This is a genomic window from Amycolatopsis xylanica (assembly GCF_900107045.1).
GTDB lineage: Bacteria > Actinomycetota > Actinomycetes > Mycobacteriales > Pseudonocardiaceae > Amycolatopsis > Amycolatopsis xylanica.
Genome location: NZ_FNON01000005.1, coordinates 762,221 through 780,492 on the forward strand (window position 1 = coordinate 762,221; position 18,272 = coordinate 780,492).

An 18,272-nucleotide genomic window follows, 5' to 3' on the forward strand; every position below is an offset into this window, starting at 1 on the left:
TATCCCGCGGAGTTAAGCCCGCTTTATCCCGGGTGTCAGGCGGCCACGAGCCGGCGCGGGCGCCGCAGCGCCAGGGTGAGGCTGCTCTGGCAGGCGGTGATCAGGCGGTCGGTCGCCGGGCTGTGGCCGTCACCGCAGCGGGGGCAGGCCATGGTGACCGTGCGGCCGAGCTGGTCGATCGCCACGGTCAGCCCGGCCGAGCAGGCACGGCACCATCGATGCCTGGTCACCTGGCTGACGTGCAGTGGTGACGCCACGCATTCGTGGATCCAGCGGCCGTGCACGTGGCAGGTGAGCCGGTCGTCCGGCGCGAGCCGCCCGGCGTCCTCGGCGCGGTCCTCCCAGGCCAGCCTGCCGGAAAGGGTCCATGGGTTCGTGGTCGTGGCGGTCATTGTGCTCCCCTTCCGTGGCCTCTTGTCCCTTCGTCGAATCAGCTGCCCCGGGATCGACACGGCCGACCAAGATCTTCGCGAAAAGTGTCACCTCGGGTGCGGACCTGTGGCGCGCGTGGTCCTTCTGGACAGCGGCCAGATTGGTCTAGACAATAAGGGTCACATCACACTGGAGGACCGCGATGAGGCGTTCCAGACTGCTCGTGACCCTTGCCGTGCTCATGCTGGCCGCCTTCGGGGCCCCGGCCGCGAGCGCCGCCAACCTGTTGACCAATCCCGGTTTCGAAAGCGGCTCGACCGCGGGGTGGACTTGTCCGGCCGGAACGGTGGTGAGCAGCCCGGTGAACTCCGGCAGCTACGCGCTCGCCGCCACCGCCGCCGGCTCGGACTACGCGCAGTGCGCGCAGACGGTGTCCGTCGTGCCGAACACCGCGTACACGGTTTCCGCCTGGGTACGGGGAAACCCGGTCTACCTCGGCATCACCGGCGGCCCGTCGACGTGGACGGCCGCGACCGGCTACACGAAGCTCTCGCTGTCGTTCACCACGACCGCGAACCAGACCTCGGCCCAGCTCTACCTGCACGGCTGGTACGGCGCGGGCACGTACAACGCCGACGACGTCACGCTCGACGGCCCGGGCGGCGGCACCCCGGGCGCGCCCAGCGCACCCGGCACGCCCTCGGTCGGCACGGTCACCGCGGACTCGATCGCGCTGAGCTGGCCGGCGGTCACCGGCGCCACCGGGTACCGGGTGTACGAGAACGGCGCGGTGAAGTCGACCGTCACCGGCACCTCGGCCACCCTGTCCGGGCTCGCCGTGTGCTCGTCGCACAGTTACTCGGTCTCCGCCTACAACGCGGCGGGGGAGTCGCCACGCAGCGCCGAAGCGAGCGCGACCACCTCCGGCTGCACGGACACCGGCCTGCCGAAACACGCGCTGATCGGCTACCTGCACGCCAGCTTCGCCAACGGCTCCGGCTACACGAAGATGGCGGACGTCCCGGCCGCGTGGGACATCATCAACCTCGCGTTCGGCGAGCCGACCTCGGTGACCTCGGGCGACATCCGGTTCACCCGCTGCCCGGTCGCGGAATGCCCGGCCGTGGAGAGCGACGCCGACTTCATCGCCGCCATCCGCGCCAAACAGGCGCAGGGCAAGAAGGTGCTGATCTCGATCGGCGGCCAGAACGGCCAGGTCCAGCTCTCGTCGACGGCCGCGCGGGACAAGTTCGTCAGCTCGGTCTCGGCGATCATCGACAAGTACGGTCTCAACGGCCTCGACGTCGACTTCGAGGGCCACTCTCTCGCGCTGAACTCCGGCGACACCGACTTCCGCAACCCCACCACCCCGGTGATCGTCAACCTGATCTCGGCGCTGAAGTCGCTGAAAGCCAAGTACGGCAGCGGTTTCGTGCTGACGATGGCGCCGGAGACGTTCTTCGTCCAGGTCGGCTACCAGTTCTACGGCGGGGTCGGCGGCGGCGACACCCGCACCGGCGCGTACCTGCCGGTCATCCACGCGCTGCGTGACGCGCTGACCGTGCTGCACGTCCAGGACTACAACTCCGGTCCGGTGATGGGCCTGGACCAGCAGTACCACTTCATGGGCGGCGCGGACTTCCACATCGCGATGACCGACATGCTCAAGGCCGGTTTCAGCGTGTCGACCACGGGCAACTTCTTCCCCGGCCTGCGCCCCGACCAGATCGCGATCGGCCTCCCGGCCGCGGTCAGCGCTGGCAACGGCTACACGGCGCCCGCCGCGGTGCAGTCGGCGCTGACCTGCCTCGTCAAGAACTCGGGCTGTGGGTCGTACACGCTGCGCGGCGGCGCTTCCCCGGCGCTGCGCGGGCTGATGACGTGGTCGATCAACTGGGACCGCTACTACAACTGGGAGTTCCAGAACTCGCACGAGCCGTTCCTGAACGGGCTCCCGTAAGCCGGGTCGTGAGTGTTCCGACCGGTTAGAACCGGCCGGAACACTCACGACAGGGAAGATGGCGTCATGCGAAAACTGATCTACGGCATGAACCTGAGCCTGGACGGCTACATCGCCGCGCCCGGCGACGACATCGGCTGGAGCGAGCCGAGCGACGAGCTGTTCGAGTGGTGGCTCGAGCGGGAGCAGGCGATCGGCACGTTCCTGTACGGGCGCGGGCTGTGGGAGACGATGAGCTCCTACTGGCCGACCGGCGATGAGCAGCCGGGCGCCACCGAGGCCGAGATCGCGTTCGCGCGGAACTGGCGGGACACGCCGAAGGTGGTGTTCTCGTCCACCGCGAGCGAGGTCGACTGGAACACCCGGGTGGTGACCGGCGACGCGGTCGCCGAGATCACCCGCCTCAAGGCCGGGGACGGCGGCCCGCTGCGGGTCGGCGGTGCGGCGCTGGGCGCGGCGGCCATGCGGGCCGGGCTGGTCGACGAGTACGAGATCGTCACCCACCCGGTGCTCGTGGGCGGGGGCAAACCGTTCTTCACCACGCTGGACGGCTGGGTGAACCTGGACCTGGTCGAGACGCGGGGTTTTCCGGGCGGGGTCGTCATGACCAGGTATGAGAAGCGGCCCGCGTGAACCGCTCCCGGCCCGGCCCGGCGGGGCGTTATTTCTGGCCTATGCGCTGGTCACAGCAGGTGTCACCCGACCGGTCACGATTCGCCGCGACGTCACCTGACTCGGGTTGTCGAGGCCATGCGGCTCTGCGACGATGCTTCCCCTGTCGCGACTAAGGAGCACTGTCATGGCTTCACGGCTCAACCCGTACATCGGCTTCGGCGGAAACGCGCGGGAGGCGATGGAGTTCTACAAGGAGGTCTTCGGCGGCACCCTGGTGCTGAACACCTTCGGCGACTTCGGTGACAAGGAGGCGCCGAACGCGAACAACATCATGCACGGCCAGCTCGAGACCGACAGCGGCTACACGATCATGGGCGCGGACTCCGGGCCCGCCGAAGAGTACAAGCCGAGCGACACGATCTCGGTCAGCCTCAGCGGCGACGACGCGGACGAGCTGCGTGGGTATTGGGAAAAGCTCTCCTCGGGCGGAACGGTCGCCGTGCCGCTGGAGAAGCAGATGTGGGGCGACGAGTTCGGCATGTGCGCCGACAGGTTCGGGATCACCTGGATGGTCAACATCGTGGCCGCGCAGCAGGCGTGACCCGCTGACCGCCCGGAGGCCTGATCTCGTTGGACGCCAACGGGATCAGGCCTTTTTTCAGCGATAGAAGGAGCCGCTCCACCTTTGGTGTAGGCGCACCAGGTGAACCTGGCCACAGTGGCGCGGACATGTGTGCGAAGCACCCGTGTCACTCGTTCGGCGGTGTTTACATGACCACCCCCGCCGGACGACGAAGGTGACACATGATCGGATTCGAAACAGACCTGCAGGACCTCAGGGACGCCAGCGGGCATCTCGGGGCCGCGGCCGACGCCGCCGAGCAGGCCCACGCCGGGGTGCGCAAGCTCGACGTCCCGACCGCGCCGGAGGGCGGCGGGATCTTCGACATCGGCGCCATGATGCCGGTGTACAACGTCTTCGGGCGCACGCTGGGCATGCCCGCGGTTTCCCAGGCCTTCGAGAAGCACCGCGAGCAGATCCTCGACCTGATCGGGCAGCTGCAGCGGAGCACCCGCGACACCAGCCACGCGCTGCTCACGGTCGCCGACATGTACGCGAAGGCCGAGGCCGACGCGCAGGCGAGCCTGCACCGGGCCGCGCAGGGCTAGGGGGACGATCATGGACGACGACTATTTCGGCGCGCTCGACGAAGACGTCGAGACCAAGGGCTGGGGCGCGGACTCCCGCAAGGACCGGGTCAAGCTCATGGAAGGCCTCGAAGGCGACATGCGCGAGGGCTGCGAAACGGCGCTCAACGCGTTGGAGCGCCTGCGGTTCTCCGACATCATGTTCGGCGTCGACGAGTGGTACGACAAGGCGCAGAAGGACATCGCGAATGTCTTCCACGAGTTCGACGACGCCGAGATCGAGAACGACGCCAAGGACAGCCTGCAGGGCATGATCAACGACCTCGACAAGGTCTGGCGCACGCTGCAGGACGACTCCAGGGCCGAGCTCGACCAGGCCGAGAAGCGCATGGAGTACTGGCGCGGCGAGGCGGCCAACACGGTGAAGGCCTACATCAAGGGCCTCGCCGACGCGTACACGCGGGTCGAATCGAAGATCACCGTGCTCGAGGCCGACGTGGTCGCCGCACGCGAGGCCATCGCGTCCGCGCGTGAAGACCTCTGCACGCTTGCCAAGGCTTACGACGAGCAGGCCGAGCAGTTCGTCAAGGACGCCGAAGAGGCCCATGACGCCAAGCTGTACAAGGTGTTCGCGGGTGCGTTCGCCGGCGCCATCGCGGGTCTGCTCACCGTCGCCACCGCGGGCGTCGCGGCGCCCGCGGGCGCCGCGATCTTCACCGCGGCCAACGGCGCGCTGGTCGCGGGCAACGCCGCCGGGTCGGCGATCGGCGCGGCCGTCGGGCTCATCGGCGAGCCGAGCGGCAAGAGCGGCATGGAGCTGCATTCGAACTTCATGAAGAGCGTCGGCAAGATCCGCGAGGCCGCGGCCGAGGCGGCGAGCACCCTCGCCGACCGCATCGGCAACGACATGAAGGACCTGCCGAGGATCCCGCCGCCGCCGGACGTCAGCCCCGGCGACACCTTCGACCCGTCGAAGTTCGAGACCGACCGCACGTCCAAGGAGACCGAGAAGCGGGTCCGCGACTCCAACACCGACATCTCGCCGGACGGCAGGACCCACAGCGGCCCGATGGAACTGGGGACGCTGGACTAGATGACGGAGAAGCGGAACCCCGCGCCGTCGGCGAAGCCGGATCGCGCGGCCATGGTGGCCGCGCTTTCCGCGCTTTCGGTGGACTCGGCGTCCCCGGACGGCGCGGTCGCCGTCTCGGTCAACACCGACGGGGTGATGACCAGCCTGCGGCTTTCGGACGCCATCCGGCGCATGTCGCCCGACGAGATCGCGGACCTCGTGGTGCGCACCTACGTTGACGCGCAACGGAAGTCGGCCGAACGCAGCGCCGAGCTGATGCGCCCGCTCGGCAACGCGGGCTACCTGGCCGACCGCCTGCGCTGGCGTCTGCAGTTCGAGCCGTCCACGCAGGCCGTCGAGCGCCCTGCGCCCGCTGAGAAGGCGATACTCCGGGACCGGTCGGCGGACGGCCCGCCGCGGCCGTCGAACAAGGCGCCCGAGACGGACGACGAGTGGTACGACAAGGGCGTGCGGTTCGACCCGGCGTGGTGAGGCGGTTGGTGCCGATTCGATATCCGAGGGTAACCACCCGAGGCGTTCCCGCGACTCCTTCACAGGTGGGTGTGAAAGGGTGGAGCCGATGAACTCTTCACGGGATTCGGACGAGGGCGCCGGGTGGTACAGCACGGCGCCGGGCAAGTGGAAGCTCGACGTCCCGCCCGGCGCGCGGCCGAATTCGTGGCTGCGGCCCAAGACGTTGTGGCAGTCCCGCAACGACATCATCGCCAAGTGGATCGACCCGGTCGACGCGGCGCGCAAGCGCTGGGTCGAGCTCGCCAAGCCGACCGGCGGTGACTTCGTCGTCGACCGCGGCACGGACGCCGAGTACTCGATGCTGGTCGTCGGCGACACCGGCGAGGGCGACGATTCGCAGTACGCGGTCGTGCCAGCGCTGCGTGCCCAGACCGGTGTCGACTTCGCCGTGATCTGCAGCGATGTCATCTATCCGACCGGCGACCTCGGTGACTACCACTACAAGTTCTTCCACCCGTACCGTGAGCTGGACTGGCCGTTTTACGCCATTCCCGGCAACCACGACTGGTACGACGGGCTGCGCGGGTTCATGCGGATCTTCTGCGGGCTCGAAGACGACGGCCAGCGGCTCGACTTCGGCTCGGGCCCGCGCGCGTGGTTCGCCAGGAAGCTGTGGCGGCGCAACGGCAAGGTGACCGCCGAGCAGCTCGACGAGGCCAAGCGACTGCGGTCGAAGCCGAGCCAGACGAGCAGGCAGCCCGCGCCGTACTTCGCGATCGACAAGGGCCCGGTCCGGTTCGTCTGCATCGACACCGGCATCGGCGGCCTGGTCGACGACGAGCAGCGCGCCTGGCTGGAGCGGGTCTCGCTGGAGAACGACCGCCCGAAGATCCTGCTCACCGGCAAGCCGATCTACGTCAACGGCCGGTACCGGCCCGGCGGCGTCGACGACATCGTGCGGAACCCGAAGGCGAACTACGTGCTCGCCATCGGCGGTGACACCCACAACTACCAGCGGTATCCGGTGCGGGTCGGCGACCGCGTGATCCAGTACGTGGTCAGCGGCGGCGGGGGCGCGTACCTGCACGCCACCCACTGGATCCCCGAGGTGGACGTCGCGGGCGTGACCGAGGAGCAGTTCAAGTGCTACCCGCTGCGCCGCGACTCGCTCGCCCGGTTCTCGCAGATCATCGACAGCAAGCTGCTGTTCGGGCTCGGCCTCGCGGTCGTCAAGCCAGGCCAGGCGGCCGCGTACTTCGAGCGCCACCGTGGCATCAACGCCCAGTCGAACCGGAAAAGCGACGCCAAACTCCGCCGTTCGCAGCGGCTGAAGGCACAGGCGCTCGGCCGGATCCGGTTCGGGCACCTGTTCCATCGCTACGGTTCCGAGCTTTTCGACTTCAACGACCCGCCGATGTTCAAGCACTTCCTGAGGCTGGACATCCGCGCGGACGGCCTGACCATGACCTGCGTCGGCGTGACCGGCAGCGCCGACACCGAGGGCACGCCGAGCGTCGAAGACAAGATCGAAGTTCCGTATGTCGCTTGGCGCGGCTGACAACGCGGCCACGTTGCCCGGATCGGCGTAGGGAAGACTGCTCGCATGGAAGAGCAGTTCACCAAGGGGCACTTGGTCACGCTGATGATCAGCTCGCTGATCGCCACCGGTTTCGGTGCGGGCTGGTGGTTTTCCGGCACCGCCGCCGTGAACGGCCCGAAGACCGTCCTCGTGGTGCTCGGCATCGTGGTCGTCGTGGCACTGGTGGCGTGGATCGTGGCCTTGGGCCGCCGGGGCGCCGATCTGCCCGCCGGCGGCGGGCGCGGTGACAGCCCGTTCGGCAAGCAGTACGGCATCTCGGTGCTGCTGATGGTCGTCGGGATCTTCGCGGGCGCGCGGGTGCTCAGCGGGGTGTTCGACCTGCCGCAAGCCGTCCCCGCCTGGGTGCTGCTGCTCGTCGGCCTGCACTTCCTGCCGTTCTCGCGGCTCTTCGGCACCCGCCGGTTCCTCGTGCTCGCGATCCTGCTGTGCGTGGTCGCGGTGGCCGCCGCCGTGCTGGGTGCCGCCGGTCAGGAATGGGCTTGGCGGACGGTGCCGGGCTTCGGGGGCGCGGTCGTGCTGTGGGGGACGGCCGTCGCGGGGCTGCGCTCGCGCTGAAAACCCGCTTGCCGCGCGCCGGTACGGTTTCGGGGTGTCCATTCGCGAGCTGGTGGTGCTGGGAACCGCGAGTCAGGTGCCGACGAGGCGGCGCAACCACAACGGCTACCTCCTGCGCTGGGGCGCCGAAGGCATCCTCTTCGACCCCGGCGAGGGCACACAGCGGCAGATGCTGCTGGCGGGCGTCGCCGCGACCGACCTCACCCGGATCTGCCTGACGCACTTCCACGGCGACCATTGCCTGGGCGTGCCGGGCATCATCCAGCGCCTCTCGCTCGACGGGGTCCGCCATCCGGTGCACGCGCACTTCCCGGCTTCGGGACGGCACTTCTTCGAGCGGCTGCGGCACGCGACCACGTTCTACGAGGTCGCGGAGCTGCGCGAGGAACCGGTGACCGGGGACGGGCCGATCGCGAACGGTGCTTTCGGGGTGCTCGAGGCGCGCTCGCTCAGCCATGGCGTGGAGGCGTTCGGGTACCGGCTGGTCGAACCCGACGGCAGGCAGATGCTGCCGGAACGGCTCCGCGAGCTGGGCGTGGCCGGGCCCGCCGTCGGCGAGCTGCAGCGGACCGGCGCGATCACGACCGGCGGGCGCACCGTCCGGCTGGAGGAAGTCAGCCTGCCGCGCAAGGGACAGCGGTTCGCGTTCGTGATGGACACCCGCCTGTGCGACGGCGTCTTCGCGCTCGCCGAGGGCGCCGACATGCTCGTGATCGAGTCGACCTTTCTCAGCGAGGACACCGCGCTGGCCGAGCAGGTCGGGCATCTCACCGCGGCGCAGGCGGGCCGGGTCGCGGCCGAGAGCGGGGTCCGGCTGCTGGTGCTCACGCACTTCTCGCAGCGATACCCGGACGCTTCGCGGTTCTACGAGGAGGCTCGGGCGGAATTCGACGGCGAGATCGTGGTCGCCGAAGACCTGATGCGCATCGCCGTCCCGAAGCGCCCGTCCGCATGAACGACCCCACGGTGTACTGATCACACGAACGTGGCACCGCGCGGCGGCTTGATCGGCTCTTGGCGACAATCGGAGCCGGAGGCGGTCATGAAACGGTCGGTCGAGCGGATCAGGCTGAGCACATCCGGGGTCGCGCCCGGCGAGCTGGTCGTCGTCACGGAGTTCACCCATCCCGTCAGGGGACGCGTCCGCTGTCCCGCCGCGCCGCTGCTCGCGTCCGGAGTGGACGGAGCACGCGTCGGCACGGTCCCGGACACGCCCGGCGACGCGACCTTGACCGCGGTGTCCTATGTGGACGCTGAAGGCGCGACCGGATTCGGGATAGCCACCAGGGATCCGGCCGCGGGGATCATCGCGGACGAGGTCGTGTCCCGCTGGGCCGCCGTGCTGCGGACCCGCCGCGTGCTGCTGGCCGACTACCAGCCAGGGTGCGGCGCCGAGTGCCCGCTGGTCGACCGGATGCGGTCGCGCCTGCGCGAGTTCATCGACCGGGGCGACGACGTGGTGCTGATCGCGAGACGCGGGCACGCCGTCGCCGCCACGCTCGCCGCCGGGACGCACCTCGTCGAAAGACCTGAAGACGTGAGGACGCTGCCCGCGTTCGATCCCGAGCGGGTCTCGTTCCTGGTCGCGCCCGGGATGCCGATCGAAGACGCCGCGCGGGTGCTCGCCGCGCTGCGGGCCCGGTTCCCCCGGCTGCGCGGGCATCACCCGGACGAATGGTGTTACGCCGCGTCCGATCAACGCGAAACCGTGCGCTCGGTCGCGGCGGCGAGTGACCTGCTGCTGCTCTGCGGGCCCGTGCACGACGTGCGGGGGCGGATCCTCACCGAGGTCGGGGAGATCCGGCCGGACTGGCTCGCGCGCGCCGCGACCGTCGGGATCGCGGGCGGGCCGTCCGCGCTGGTGGACGCGGTGCTCCGGGCGTTGTCCGGGCTCGGGCCGCTCAGCGTCGCCCGGCGCAAGGTGACCACGGAGATCAGGGCGTTCGCCGTGCGTTGAGCACGAGCGCCGCGCGCTGGCCGAGCAGCCGCGCGGACGGGTTCTTCTGGTGCGGGCGGACCTGGGCGCGCAGCGTGGCGAGCGCGGTGTCGGCGCGGCGTGAGCGCAGGTGCGGGTAATCGTCGAGGAACCGGTGCCAGGTGTCGCAGGCCTGGTCGAGCTGACCGGCGGCGAGCTGGAGTTCGGCCAGCCTGGCGAGGGTGATCGCGCGCGAGCGCCGCTCAGCGGCCGGGCGGTGGAAGATCGACGACTTCAACGCCCTGATCGCGGCCTGCCGGTCGCCGAGCGACGCGGCCACCGCCGCGTGCTGGTGCGCCAGCGAAGCCTCGTGGTAGCCGCCGATCGCGAGGTCGGCGGACTGCGCCGCGGCGAGCCGGTTTTCGGCGACGCCGAGCTGGGTGATGGCGGCCTGCCGGTCGCCTGCGGCGGCGCAGGCGACCGCGAGCTGCCCGTGCAGGAACGCGCGGGTGCGCGGAGACGCCGTCGGCGCGGCCGCCGCCACGGCCGCTTCGGCGAGGTGCACGGCGTTCCGGTGGTGCCCGAGCGCCCGGGCCTGCACGCTCAGCGCGCGCAACGCGACGGCGTACCCCGTGGCGTCGGCGGCCTGTGCGGCGAGCCGGGCGCTGGCCAGGTAATAGCTCTGAGCCGCGCCGTGCAGCTCGTCGTCGAAACACATGAAGCCGTTGAGATACGTGAGCAGGGACGCGGAACGCAGCAGTTCGTGCCGGACGGCCGGTGCGGCGTCGGCGCGCAGCCACGGCGCGATCGTGTACGCGAGATAGCCGGCCAGCGCGGTCCGGCCGCGGCCGCCGCCGAAGGTGACATCGGCGTCGGAGAACACCTCGATCATCGACGCGGCGGAGGCCGCCTCGGTCCGGCCGACGCGCCCGATCCCGTCCCGCTGAGCGGGGACCGCGAGCTCGGCCAGCGAGGGCACGTCGAGCTCGGCCAGGCGGTAGATCCGGTCCGGTTCGACCAGCAGCGACGGGGTGGCGGCCGCTCCGTTGCCGGTCATCCCGGTCAGCGCGACCGGGATCTCGCGCCCCAGCCTGCGGGTGAACGCCTCCGCGACCAGGTCCGGCACGGGGGAGCGCGGCCGTGACCCCGAGAGCCAGTGCGCGACCGAGGTGCGGTCGTAACTCAGGCGCAGGCCCGCTTCGCCGCCGATCGCGTTGACCGCGGCCGCCAGCGCCCCACCGGTCCACCCCGCCTCGGTGAGCAATGTGCGCAGCGGGTCATTGGGCCGGCGCCCCGTCATCCATTCCCTTTCGGATTCAACAGTGTGCCGATGTTCAACACATCCGGGCCGATGGACCAGACCACCGGCGGGTTCCGGCGGGCTAACTAGAAGGATGACGGACCGTTGGTGCGACGAGCATTACCCGATCGGGTGGTAGAAAATGGCACTCAGCGAAGTACTCGACGAACGGCACGCGACCGGCCTGCGAGGACTGTCCAGATCGGCCTTGAGACGCCTCGCCGCGGACTTGCGTGGCGAACGGGTGGATTCGACGATGGTCGAGCTCACCCTCGCGCTGCACCGGGTTTTCGACTCCAGCCGTGACGTACTGCTCTTCGACACGGCCGAGCAGGCGTCCGTCCACCGGATGCTCATCGACTCGCGCGACGGCCTGCCGGGGCATTCCACCGCGCTCTCGTACGCGGACGGCCTCGCCAAGGCGTTCGCACTGCGCGGCCACCGCGACCGGCGCGTGGTCGCGGTCGTCAGCGACGCCTCGCTGACCGGCGGCATGTGCTGGGAGGCGCTCAACAACATCGGCGGTGCCCCTGACCGCCGCGTGATCATCGTGCTCAACGACAGCGGCACGAGCTACGACCCGACCGACGGCGGCATCGTGCACCACCTCGCCCGGCTGCGGCGGCTGCGCGGGCGCAACGTCTTCGCCCAGCTCGGGCTCGCCTACATCGGCCCGGTCGACGGCCACGACCTCGGCGCGGTCGAACACTGCCTCGAGCGCGCGAAACGCTCGTGCCGCCCGGTGGTCGTGCACTTCAAGACCCCCGACGGCGCCGAGCGGCCCGTACGCCCGTGGGCGTCGGCGTTCGACGAGGAGCTGACCGAGATCGGCGCCGAGCGCCGCGAGGTCGTCTGCGTGACCACCGGCCCGGTCGACTCACTCACCCGCTTCACGCATCGCTTCCCGGCCCGGGTCTTCGGCGCCGGGATGGCCGAGCAGCACGCCGTCACCTCCGCCGCCGGGCTCGCGCTCGGTGGCCTGCGGCCGGTGGTGACCGTGCCCGCGTCCCTGCTCGGCCGGGCGTTCGACCAGGTCGTCACCGACGTCGCGCAGCGCGGGCTCGCCGTGACCTTCGTGCTCGACGGCGCGGCCGACACGGCGATACTGCCGATGGTGCCCTCACTCGGCCTCGCCGTGCCGCGCGACCGCGCCCGCCTGCGGTCCCTGCTGCGCGAGGCCATCGCGGTCAGCAGCGGGCCGACGGTACTCCGCTGCCCCGACACGACCGCCGACGTGCCCGCGGTGCGTTCGCTCGGCCGCTGCGACCTCCTCCGCTCGGACCTCGGTGCGCGCGTGCTCCTGCTGCCGATCGGCACCGCCGCCCCGGCCTGCCTCGCCGCCGCCGACGACCTCGCCGGGCGCGGCGTGCGGGTCACCGTCGCCGATCCGCGCTGGGTCTCCCCGCCCGATCCGGCGCTGCTCACGCTGGCGGGCGCGCACGACCTCGTGGTCGTGACGGGCCAGCCGGTGGAGGCCGGTTCGCTGGCGGCGTCGCTCGCGCATCCGAACGCCGTCGTCACCGGCGCCGCCGGGATCACCGCCGCCGTGCTCGGCTCACTTGCCGGGGGAGACGATCACGGGTGAGCCCTGCGGCACCGGGAGCACCTGCACCTTGCCCGCCTTGATCGCTTCGTTGACCGCCTGCTGCTGCTGGTAGGACTGGTAGCCGGGAATGCCGCCCGGGAAGCTCGCCGCCGCCTGCTTGTCGACCTCGGCCGCCTGCTGCCGCAGTTCGGCGGCCTGCTTGTCGGTGAGGCCCTGCACCAGTGCGGGCTGGATGCCGGGCTTCTGCAGCAGAACCGAGTTGATGGTGATCAGGTCGACACCCTGGGTCAGCGACTTGAGCACGGCGGGCAGCTGCTCGAGGACGTCGTGTTCCCACTGGGCTTTCGCGGCGGCGTCGGTGTACAGCTTCTGCCAGGGGTACTTGAGCGCCTCGTTGTCGGTCGCCCGGTCCAGCGCCGCACCGACGTAATTGCGCAGCAGCGATTTCCAGCCCTCCTTCATGGGCTGGCCGCCGTCGGTCGGCGCCGCGTCGTACTTGTAGGCGATGAGCTCGTGGAACATCTGCAGCTTGCCGCCTGGCCATTTCTTGCCGCTCGGGTCGGTGAACTCGTGGCAGTCGGTGTTGAGGGTGAACTTCACCGTGCCGGTCACCTTCACCTCCTGGGAGTCCTGGGTGGTGGAGGTCAGCGCGGCCGAGTCCATTCCGTCACCGTCGCCGAACGAGAAGTCACGCTGGCCGGTCGGGTAGTAGTAGTGGTCGTCGTTGACGTCGCTCACGTCGCGGTCGGTCTCGCATTCGACGAAATTGCGCGAGTCGAACGGCCCGCCGCCGTACTGCAGCGAGACCTCGCTCGAATTGGGATTCCCGATCGAGCACCCGGCGAGCGAAAGCGCGAAGAACGGCAGGACGAGCTGGCGGATCTTCATCGTTGTTCCCCCTGGATGACGCGGAGGCGGCACCGTCGCGCCCCACTGCCACGATTGCAGCACACCAGGTGAGCAGGGGTACCGCCGAAGGTCAGCACCTCGTGCCTTAAAGTCATGGCCAGGGGTTTCACATCATTTCCAGGGGGATTCGTCATGCCTGCACACCTGAAGAGACCGCACGTCCTCGTGCTGGCCGTGCTCGCCTTCGCCGTCGCGGGCTGCACGGCCGTCACCGGCCACGGGAGCAGGGAAGGCGGCGTCACGACCACCGGGCCGAACGCCGCCTCGGCCACCAGCACCGCGCCGACGACCACCGAGCGGCCGTACATGACGGTCACGCCGACGCTGGAGATCACCGGTGAGGCGGCGAAGCCCGGCACCAAGGTGAAGTTCGGCGAGCAGGCTGTGCTGCCGGTCTACAGCTACTACGCCAAGGGCCAGCTCGGCGTCACGCTCACCGTCGAGACGGTCAAGGCGTCCGATGAGGACGTCGAAGGCCTGCCGCTCAAGGACGAGGACAAGACCAAGCTGCGCGGGAAGTTCTTCTTCTTCGTGAAGCAGACACTGGTCAATGTGGACGGTGCGAACCTCTCGGAGCTCTACGTGCCCACGTTCACCCCGACGACCAGGAGCGGCGGCTGGCCAGGCCAGCTGTTCGGGATGGGGAACACGAGCGTCACCGGCTGCGAGGACGTCACGTCGCTGCCGAAGGACTTCACCGCCAAGGGCGCGAAGTTCGAGGCCTGCAAGCTCTACTTCGGAGTGTCGTCCGACCCGATCGCCTCGGTCGCCTACACCAAGGCGCCGTACGACACGGGCGCCACGAAGGCCGTCACCTGGAAGAAGTGACCGTCCTTTGAGGTCACCCCGGCCGGAGTGACCTCAAAGGACGGACGGCTACGGCGTGACCGGCGCGTTGGTCAGGCCTTTCACCGCACGGGTGACGGTGTTCGACGCGTACACGACGTTCGGCTGCTCCTTGCACTGTGACACCGAAGTGATCTTGATGGCGTACTCGCCGACGCCGCCGAGGTCGGACTTGTTGTCGCGCCAGACGTTCCCGCAGCCGTTGGGGTAGGCGGGAGTGGTGCCCGGGTTGTGCGTCTCGTAGCCGTTGGCGAACTTGCCCGGCGTGGTGAACGTGCCGGTGTTGCCTTCGATCGTGTACCCGATGCCCTTGACGTCGACCCAGGAATCGGCCGAGTTCTCGCCGGTGACGCCCTGGCCGTCGAAGGTGTTGCCCCGGATGAGGCCGTTGAATGTGCCTTCCTTGACGTCGATCGCCTCGGCCGCGATGTACGGGCCGAAGTGGTTGCCGATCACCTGGATCCGGTCGCCCTTGTCGACGCCGCCGGAGTTGCCGTGGCAGCCCCAGTTCGAGCCCGCCGAGCCGAGGTACACACCCTCGCCGTAGCCCGGCTGCACCAGACCGGTGTAGCTGATCTTGGAGTTGCGGATCAGGCTGTCCGAAGAGGACTTGCGGAAGTGCACGGCCTCCTCGTCGACGTGGTCGACCGTCACGCCGTCGATCACGGTGTGCGGCGAGTTGTCGGCGACGATGCCCTTTTTGGACTCTCGCACGGTGAAGCCGCTGAGGTTCCAGTACGGGGCGTTGTACAGCCAGAGCCCGTACCCGGAGTCCCAGCCCGCCGTCGGCGCCGGGCACTCGGGTGGGTCGCCAGCCGGGCCGTCGTTGATCAGGATCGCGCCGGAGCCGGTCAGGGAGATCGGCTTCGCCGCGGTGCCAGCCCGGCTGGTCTGGAAGGAACCGTGATAGGTGCCCGCCGCGAGCTTGATCGTCTGCCCCGGGTTCACCGCCGCGAGCGCCGCTTGCAGCTGCGCCGTCGTGGAGACGTTGATCGTGTCGCCGGGACTGGGGCTGCTGGTGGTCGTCGGGGTGGTCGTCGTCGTGCTCGTTGTCGTCGTGCTGGTCGGGGTGGTGGGTGTCGTCGTCGGCGTGCCGCCGCCGCACGGCGCGCCGTTGACCGAGCAGCCGCTCGGCAGGCCGAGCCCGGCGGCGTTGAAGCCGAACCCGGTGGTGCCACCGGGTTTGATCTTCCCGTTGGTCGAGGTGTTCGTGAACTTGTAGTGCTGCCCGGTCTTGGTCATGACCGAGCTCCACGAGTTGCTGACCGTGGTGCCGGACGGCAGGTCGAACTCGACCGTCCACGAGGTGCTCGCCGTGTCACCGGTGTTGGCCAGCGCGAACCGGCCGCCGTATCCGCTGTCCCACACCGAACTCTGGGTGAACGTCGCCGACACGCTCGGCGCCGCTTCGGCCGTCACCACGACGCCGAGGCCCGCCGCGGTGACCGCGGCCGCGCTCACCGCCCATAGCCGCTTCCTCATGAGGTGCCTCCGCAGGGGGTTCCGGCGAGCGCGCAGTTGGACGGCAGGCCGCGCCCGGCGGCGTTGAAGCCGAACGTGGTGGTGCCACCGGGTTTGATCTTGCCGTTGGTCGAGGTGTTCGTGAACTTGTAGTGCTGCCCGGTCTTGGTCAGCACCGAGCTCCACGAGTTGCTGACCGTGGTGCCCGAAGGCAGGTCGAACTCGACCGCCCAGGACGTGGTCGCGGTGGCGCAGGTGTTGGCGATGGTGAAGGAGCCGCCGTACCCGCTGTCCCACACCGACTTCTGGGTGAACGTCGCCTTCACACAGCCCGATGGCGGCTGGCTGGTCGTCGTGGTCGGACTCGTCGGGGTCGTGGGTGTCGTGGTGGTGCTCGTCGGGGTTGTCGTGGTGCTGGTCGGGGTCGTGCTGGTCGGTGGCTGGGTGCCGTCGACAGACTTCAGGAACAGCGAGGCCGCCGCGTCGGTCTTGGTGGCGTCGACGCCGTGGCCGCCGGTGTAGTCCTTCTGCTCGTTCTTCGCCCAGTCGGCGATCGGGGTGCCGCCGATGTCGAGGTGCTTGAACGCGGCGCCGTCCCAGCCGAACTGGTACACGCGGTGGTGATCGGCGTAGAAGTCGCCGAACGCGCCGCCCTCGGCGAGCTGCTTGGTCATGGTGTTGTTGAAGAAGACGTTGCGCGGGCCGGACGACCCCGACCACTTGATCGCCTTCTGCCCGGCGGCCCACCAGATCGGGAACCAGTTGGAGTCGTCGGGCCCGCCGCCGCCCTCTTCACCGCAGTTCGCCCGGCAGTTGCCGGACCGGTGCGCGTAGGGGACCTTGACGGTGTTGAGCTCGAACAGGTTGTTGCGTTCGTAGCCGCCGTGCAGGTTGAGGTCGGAGTCGAAGGAGTTGCCGATCACCACGTTGCCCGAGGCGCCCCACTGGAAGGTGAAGTGCCGCAACAGGGTCGAGGTGTTGCCCGCGTAGAGCGAGTCCCACACCCGCGAGCCGCGGAAGTAGCCGTTGCCGCCCTTGCCCTTGTTCCACGAACCGTTGAGCTCGTTGTTCACGATCTGCAGGTTCTTGGCCTCTTCGGTGACGATCGGGTGCGAGCCGGTCATGTCCGTGCGTACGCCGCGGACCCAGGAATTGGCCGCCCACTTGAACACGATGCCGTGCATCTCGGCGGCGGGCGCCATGTTGCCGTAGTTGTGCGTGGCCTCGGCGGGGTCCAGGCCCGGCATCTCCTGGGTGAAGCCGAGATCCTCGAAGCCGACGCCGAGCACCGGGTCGACCAGCGGGGCGGCCTTGGAGTCGTAGGCAGCGCCGTCGATCGGGGCCGAACCGTCCGAAATGGACGTCACGGGGACGTCGTACTCCAGCGGCTTGTCCAAGGTGATCGTGCGCGCCGAGGTGTCGAGCGCGGCGATGGTGAAGATCTGCTGGCGCATGTGCATGTTCAGCAGCGGATACGCCGTTCCGGTCGCGTTCTGCTGCTGGTAGAACTTGGTGCTGTTGGCCGCGCGGATGTTCACCAGGTTGCCCGCGGCGAGGTTGGTCAGCGCGCCGCTGCTCGCCAGATAGACGACCTTGTCGCCGGTCTTGGCGGCGTAGGCGGTGTCACCCGGCTTGCCGCGCAGCTTGAGGCCCGCCTTCCAGTGCACGTTGACCGTGCCCTCGAAGATGTCCTTGCGGTTGGCGGGCGCCGCGGCGTAGTCGCTCGCGTAGGACGGGTCGACGCCCCGTGACTGCACCCGGAACAGGCCGCGGCCCGGCCACAGCCAGCCGCCCTTGCCGGCGCCCGAGGTCATCCCGTCCTCGTCCCAGTCGGACCCGTCGGGGGTGAGCGCGTCGTAGAGCGTGTTCGCGTCGGGCTTGTAGACGAACTTGGTCGCGTCCTTGCCCGCGCCGCGCAGGATCAGATAGTCGGCGTCCACATGCAACTCGTGGGACACGTCCAGCCTGCCGGCCGGGAAGTTGATCAGGCTGAGCTTCGAGTAGCTCGCGCTGGGGGAGCAGGCCGACTTGATCGCGTCGATCGCGGCCTGGATGCCGTTGGTGTCGTCGACACCGTCATCTGGTCTGACGTTGTACTGGCCCGCCAGCTCGGCCGGGGTGATCTGACAGGCAGCGCTGGGGTTGACCTCGTTGGCGCCGGGTAGCGCGGAACCCCCGCGGAAACCGGCTTTACTCCAGTCGTAGAGCCCGGCGACCGGCGCGCGGCGATTGGCGGAACCGAGGTCCAGGCCGGTGAGCGCGCCTGGTCCTGGCGCCGCCTCGGCTGGTTCCTTGACCACTTCGACGGCGGCCACCGCGGCCAGAATCGTGAGCGATACCAACAAAAGGGCATGACGAGGGGTTTTCCGGGACACCCGAAACCTCCGGTACAGCAATGGCGGAAAGGTGTTGCGGCGTGTACACCTGGACCCTGTCTTTATAGGTCACCATGCTGGCGTGCGTCAACGAATGTGAATGGCGTCCATATATGTGAACAA

At 69.4% G+C, this 18,272-nt stretch carries 17 protein-coding genes; 12 read left to right on the top strand and 5 right to left on the bottom strand.

Features of this window, described 5'->3' with window-relative positions; translation table 11 throughout:
* Window positions 1-35 precede the first annotated feature (35 nt).
* Complete coding sequence (locus tag BLV57_RS26305; RefSeq protein WP_091293026.1) at window positions 36-392, bottom strand: hypothetical protein; 357 nt, start codon at window positions 390-392, stop codon at window positions 36-38.
* Between the two features lie 182 nt (window positions 393-574).
* On the opposite strand from BLV57_RS26305, the gene BLV57_RS26310 reads away from it, so the two are divergent.
* The 10 genes from BLV57_RS26310 (at window position 575) to BLV57_RS26355 (ending at window position 9,754) form a co-directional block, all read left to right on the top strand.
* Window positions 575-2,332, top strand: a complete 1,758-nt coding sequence (locus tag BLV57_RS26310; RefSeq protein WP_091293027.1) for a chitinase — start codon at window positions 575-577, stop codon at window positions 2,330-2,332.
* Window positions 2,333-2,398: 66 nt separating this feature from the next.
* A complete protein-coding gene (locus tag BLV57_RS26315; protein WP_091293029.1) occupies window positions 2,399-2,965 on the top strand; it encodes a dihydrofolate reductase family protein in 567 nt (188 codons plus the stop codon).
* A 166-nt stretch (window positions 2,966-3,131) separates the two neighbouring features.
* The gene (locus BLV57_RS26320) at window positions 3,132-3,548 is read left to right on the top strand and encodes a VOC family protein (RefSeq protein WP_091293031.1); all 417 of its coding nucleotides are present in this window, start codon (window positions 3,132-3,134) and stop codon (window positions 3,546-3,548) included.
* Between the two features lie 203 nt (window positions 3,549-3,751).
* Complete coding sequence (locus BLV57_RS26325; RefSeq protein WP_091293033.1) at window positions 3,752-4,117, top strand: hypothetical protein; 366 nt, start codon at window positions 3,752-3,754, stop codon at window positions 4,115-4,117.
* A 10-nt stretch (window positions 4,118-4,127) separates the two neighbouring features.
* Window positions 4,128-5,189: a hypothetical protein gene (locus BLV57_RS26330; protein WP_091293034.1), complete on the top strand. Its 1,062-nt coding sequence runs from the start codon at window positions 4,128-4,130 to the stop codon at window positions 5,187-5,189.
* Window positions 5,190-5,660 (top strand): YbaB/EbfC family nucleoid-associated protein, encoded by a 471-nt coding sequence (locus tag BLV57_RS26335; protein ID WP_091293036.1) that lies wholly within the window; start codon window positions 5,190-5,192, stop codon window positions 5,658-5,660.
* A gap of 88 nt (window positions 5,661-5,748) precedes the next feature.
* A complete protein-coding gene (locus BLV57_RS26340; RefSeq protein ID WP_091293038.1) occupies window positions 5,749-7,200 on the top strand; it encodes a metallophosphoesterase family protein in 1,452 nt (483 codons plus the stop codon).
* A 45-nt stretch (window positions 7,201-7,245) separates the two neighbouring features.
* Complete coding sequence (locus BLV57_RS26345) at window positions 7,246-7,797, top strand: DUF7010 family protein (protein ID WP_091293039.1); 552 nt, start codon at window positions 7,246-7,248, stop codon at window positions 7,795-7,797.
* A gap of 34 nt (window positions 7,798-7,831) precedes the next feature.
* Window positions 7,832-8,752, top strand: coding sequence for a ribonuclease Z (locus BLV57_RS26350; RefSeq protein ID WP_091293041.1), 921 nt, complete (start codon window positions 7,832-7,834; stop codon window positions 8,750-8,752).
* 87 nt (window positions 8,753-8,839) lie between these two features.
* A complete protein-coding gene (locus tag BLV57_RS26355; RefSeq protein ID WP_091293043.1) occupies window positions 8,840-9,754 on the top strand; it encodes a hypothetical protein in 915 nt (304 codons plus the stop codon).
* Here the strand turns inward: BLV57_RS26355 and BLV57_RS26360 are convergent.
* Window positions 9,732-11,012, bottom strand: coding sequence for a tetratricopeptide repeat protein (locus BLV57_RS26360; protein ID WP_091293045.1), 1,281 nt, complete (start codon window positions 11,010-11,012; stop codon window positions 9,732-9,734). The two genes, BLV57_RS26355 and BLV57_RS26360, sit on opposite strands and share 23 nt — an antisense overlap.
* Window positions 11,013-11,154: 142 nt before the next feature.
* Between BLV57_RS26360 and BLV57_RS26365 the strand changes: the two genes are divergently transcribed.
* Complete coding sequence (locus BLV57_RS26365; protein ID WP_091293046.1) at window positions 11,155-12,597, top strand: 1-deoxy-D-xylulose-5-phosphate synthase N-terminal domain-containing protein; 1,443 nt, start codon at window positions 11,155-11,157, stop codon at window positions 12,595-12,597.
* Here the strand turns inward: BLV57_RS26365 and BLV57_RS26370 are convergent.
* Window positions 12,568-13,446 carry an SPFH domain-containing protein gene (locus BLV57_RS26370; protein WP_091293048.1) on the bottom strand — a complete coding sequence of 293 codons (879 nt, stop codon included), beginning with the start codon at window positions 13,444-13,446 and terminating at the stop codon, window positions 12,568-12,570. The two genes, BLV57_RS26365 and BLV57_RS26370, sit on opposite strands and share 30 nt — an antisense overlap.
* A gap of 153 nt (window positions 13,447-13,599) precedes the next feature.
* On the opposite strand from BLV57_RS26370, the gene BLV57_RS26375 reads away from it, so the two are divergent.
* Window positions 13,600-14,295 (top strand): hypothetical protein, encoded by a 696-nt coding sequence (locus BLV57_RS26375; RefSeq protein ID WP_245757521.1) that lies wholly within the window; start codon window positions 13,600-13,602, stop codon window positions 14,293-14,295.
* 48 nt (window positions 14,296-14,343) lie between these two features.
* Here the strand turns inward: BLV57_RS26375 and BLV57_RS26380 are convergent, their stop codons facing one another.
* Window positions 14,344-15,795, bottom strand: coding sequence for a cellulose binding domain-containing protein (locus BLV57_RS26380; RefSeq protein WP_091293049.1), 1,452 nt, complete (start codon window positions 15,793-15,795; stop codon window positions 14,344-14,346).
* On the bottom strand, window positions 15,792-18,089 hold the full coding sequence (locus BLV57_RS26385; protein ID WP_245757522.1) for a cellulose binding domain-containing protein: 2,298 nt from the start codon (window positions 18,087-18,089) through the stop codon (window positions 15,792-15,794). Before BLV57_RS26385 ends, BLV57_RS26380 begins: the two co-directional genes overlap by 4 nt.
* Between the last annotated feature and the right edge of the window lie 183 nt (window positions 18,090-18,272).

What these genes read in the sequence shown, in the direction of transcription:
- BLV57_RS26305 (WP_091293026.1), bottom strand. Translation starts at nt 392, where the DNA reads ATGACCGCCACGACCACGAACCCATGGACCCTTTCCGGCAGGCTGGCC.
- BLV57_RS26310 (WP_091293027.1), top strand. Translation starts at nt 575, where the DNA reads ATGAGGCGTTCCAGACTGCTCGTGACCCTTGCCGTGCTCATGCTGGCC.
- BLV57_RS26315 (WP_091293029.1), top strand. Translation starts at nt 2,399, where the DNA reads ATGCGAAAACTGATCTACGGCATGAACCTGAGCCTGGACGGCTACATC.
- BLV57_RS26320 (WP_091293031.1), top strand. Translation starts at nt 3,132, where the DNA reads ATGGCTTCACGGCTCAACCCGTACATCGGCTTCGGCGGAAACGCGCGG.
- BLV57_RS26325 (WP_091293033.1), top strand. Translation starts at nt 3,752, where the DNA reads ATGATCGGATTCGAAACAGACCTGCAGGACCTCAGGGACGCCAGCGGG.
- BLV57_RS26330 (WP_091293034.1), top strand. Translation starts at nt 4,128, where the DNA reads ATGGACGACGACTATTTCGGCGCGCTCGACGAAGACGTCGAGACCAAG.
- BLV57_RS26335 (WP_091293036.1), top strand. Translation starts at nt 5,190, where the DNA reads ATGACGGAGAAGCGGAACCCCGCGCCGTCGGCGAAGCCGGATCGCGCG.
- BLV57_RS26340 (WP_091293038.1), top strand. Translation starts at nt 5,749, where the DNA reads ATGAACTCTTCACGGGATTCGGACGAGGGCGCCGGGTGGTACAGCACG.
- BLV57_RS26345 (WP_091293039.1), top strand. Translation starts at nt 7,246, where the DNA reads ATGGAAGAGCAGTTCACCAAGGGGCACTTGGTCACGCTGATGATCAGC.
- BLV57_RS26355 (WP_091293043.1), top strand. Translation starts at nt 8,840, where the DNA reads ATGAAACGGTCGGTCGAGCGGATCAGGCTGAGCACATCCGGGGTCGCG.
- BLV57_RS26360 (WP_091293045.1), bottom strand. Translation starts at nt 11,012, where the DNA reads ATGACGGGGCGCCGGCCCAATGACCCGCTGCGCACATTGCTCACCGAG.
- BLV57_RS26365 (WP_091293046.1), top strand. Translation starts at nt 11,155, where the DNA reads ATGGCACTCAGCGAAGTACTCGACGAACGGCACGCGACCGGCCTGCGA.
- BLV57_RS26370 (WP_091293048.1), bottom strand. Translation starts at nt 13,446, where the DNA reads ATGAAGATCCGCCAGCTCGTCCTGCCGTTCTTCGCGCTTTCGCTCGCC.
- BLV57_RS26375 (WP_245757521.1), top strand. Translation starts at nt 13,600, where the DNA reads ATGCCTGCACACCTGAAGAGACCGCACGTCCTCGTGCTGGCCGTGCTC.
- BLV57_RS26380 (WP_091293049.1), bottom strand. Translation starts at nt 15,795, where the DNA reads ATGAGGAAGCGGCTATGGGCGGTGAGCGCGGCCGCGGTCACCGCGGCG.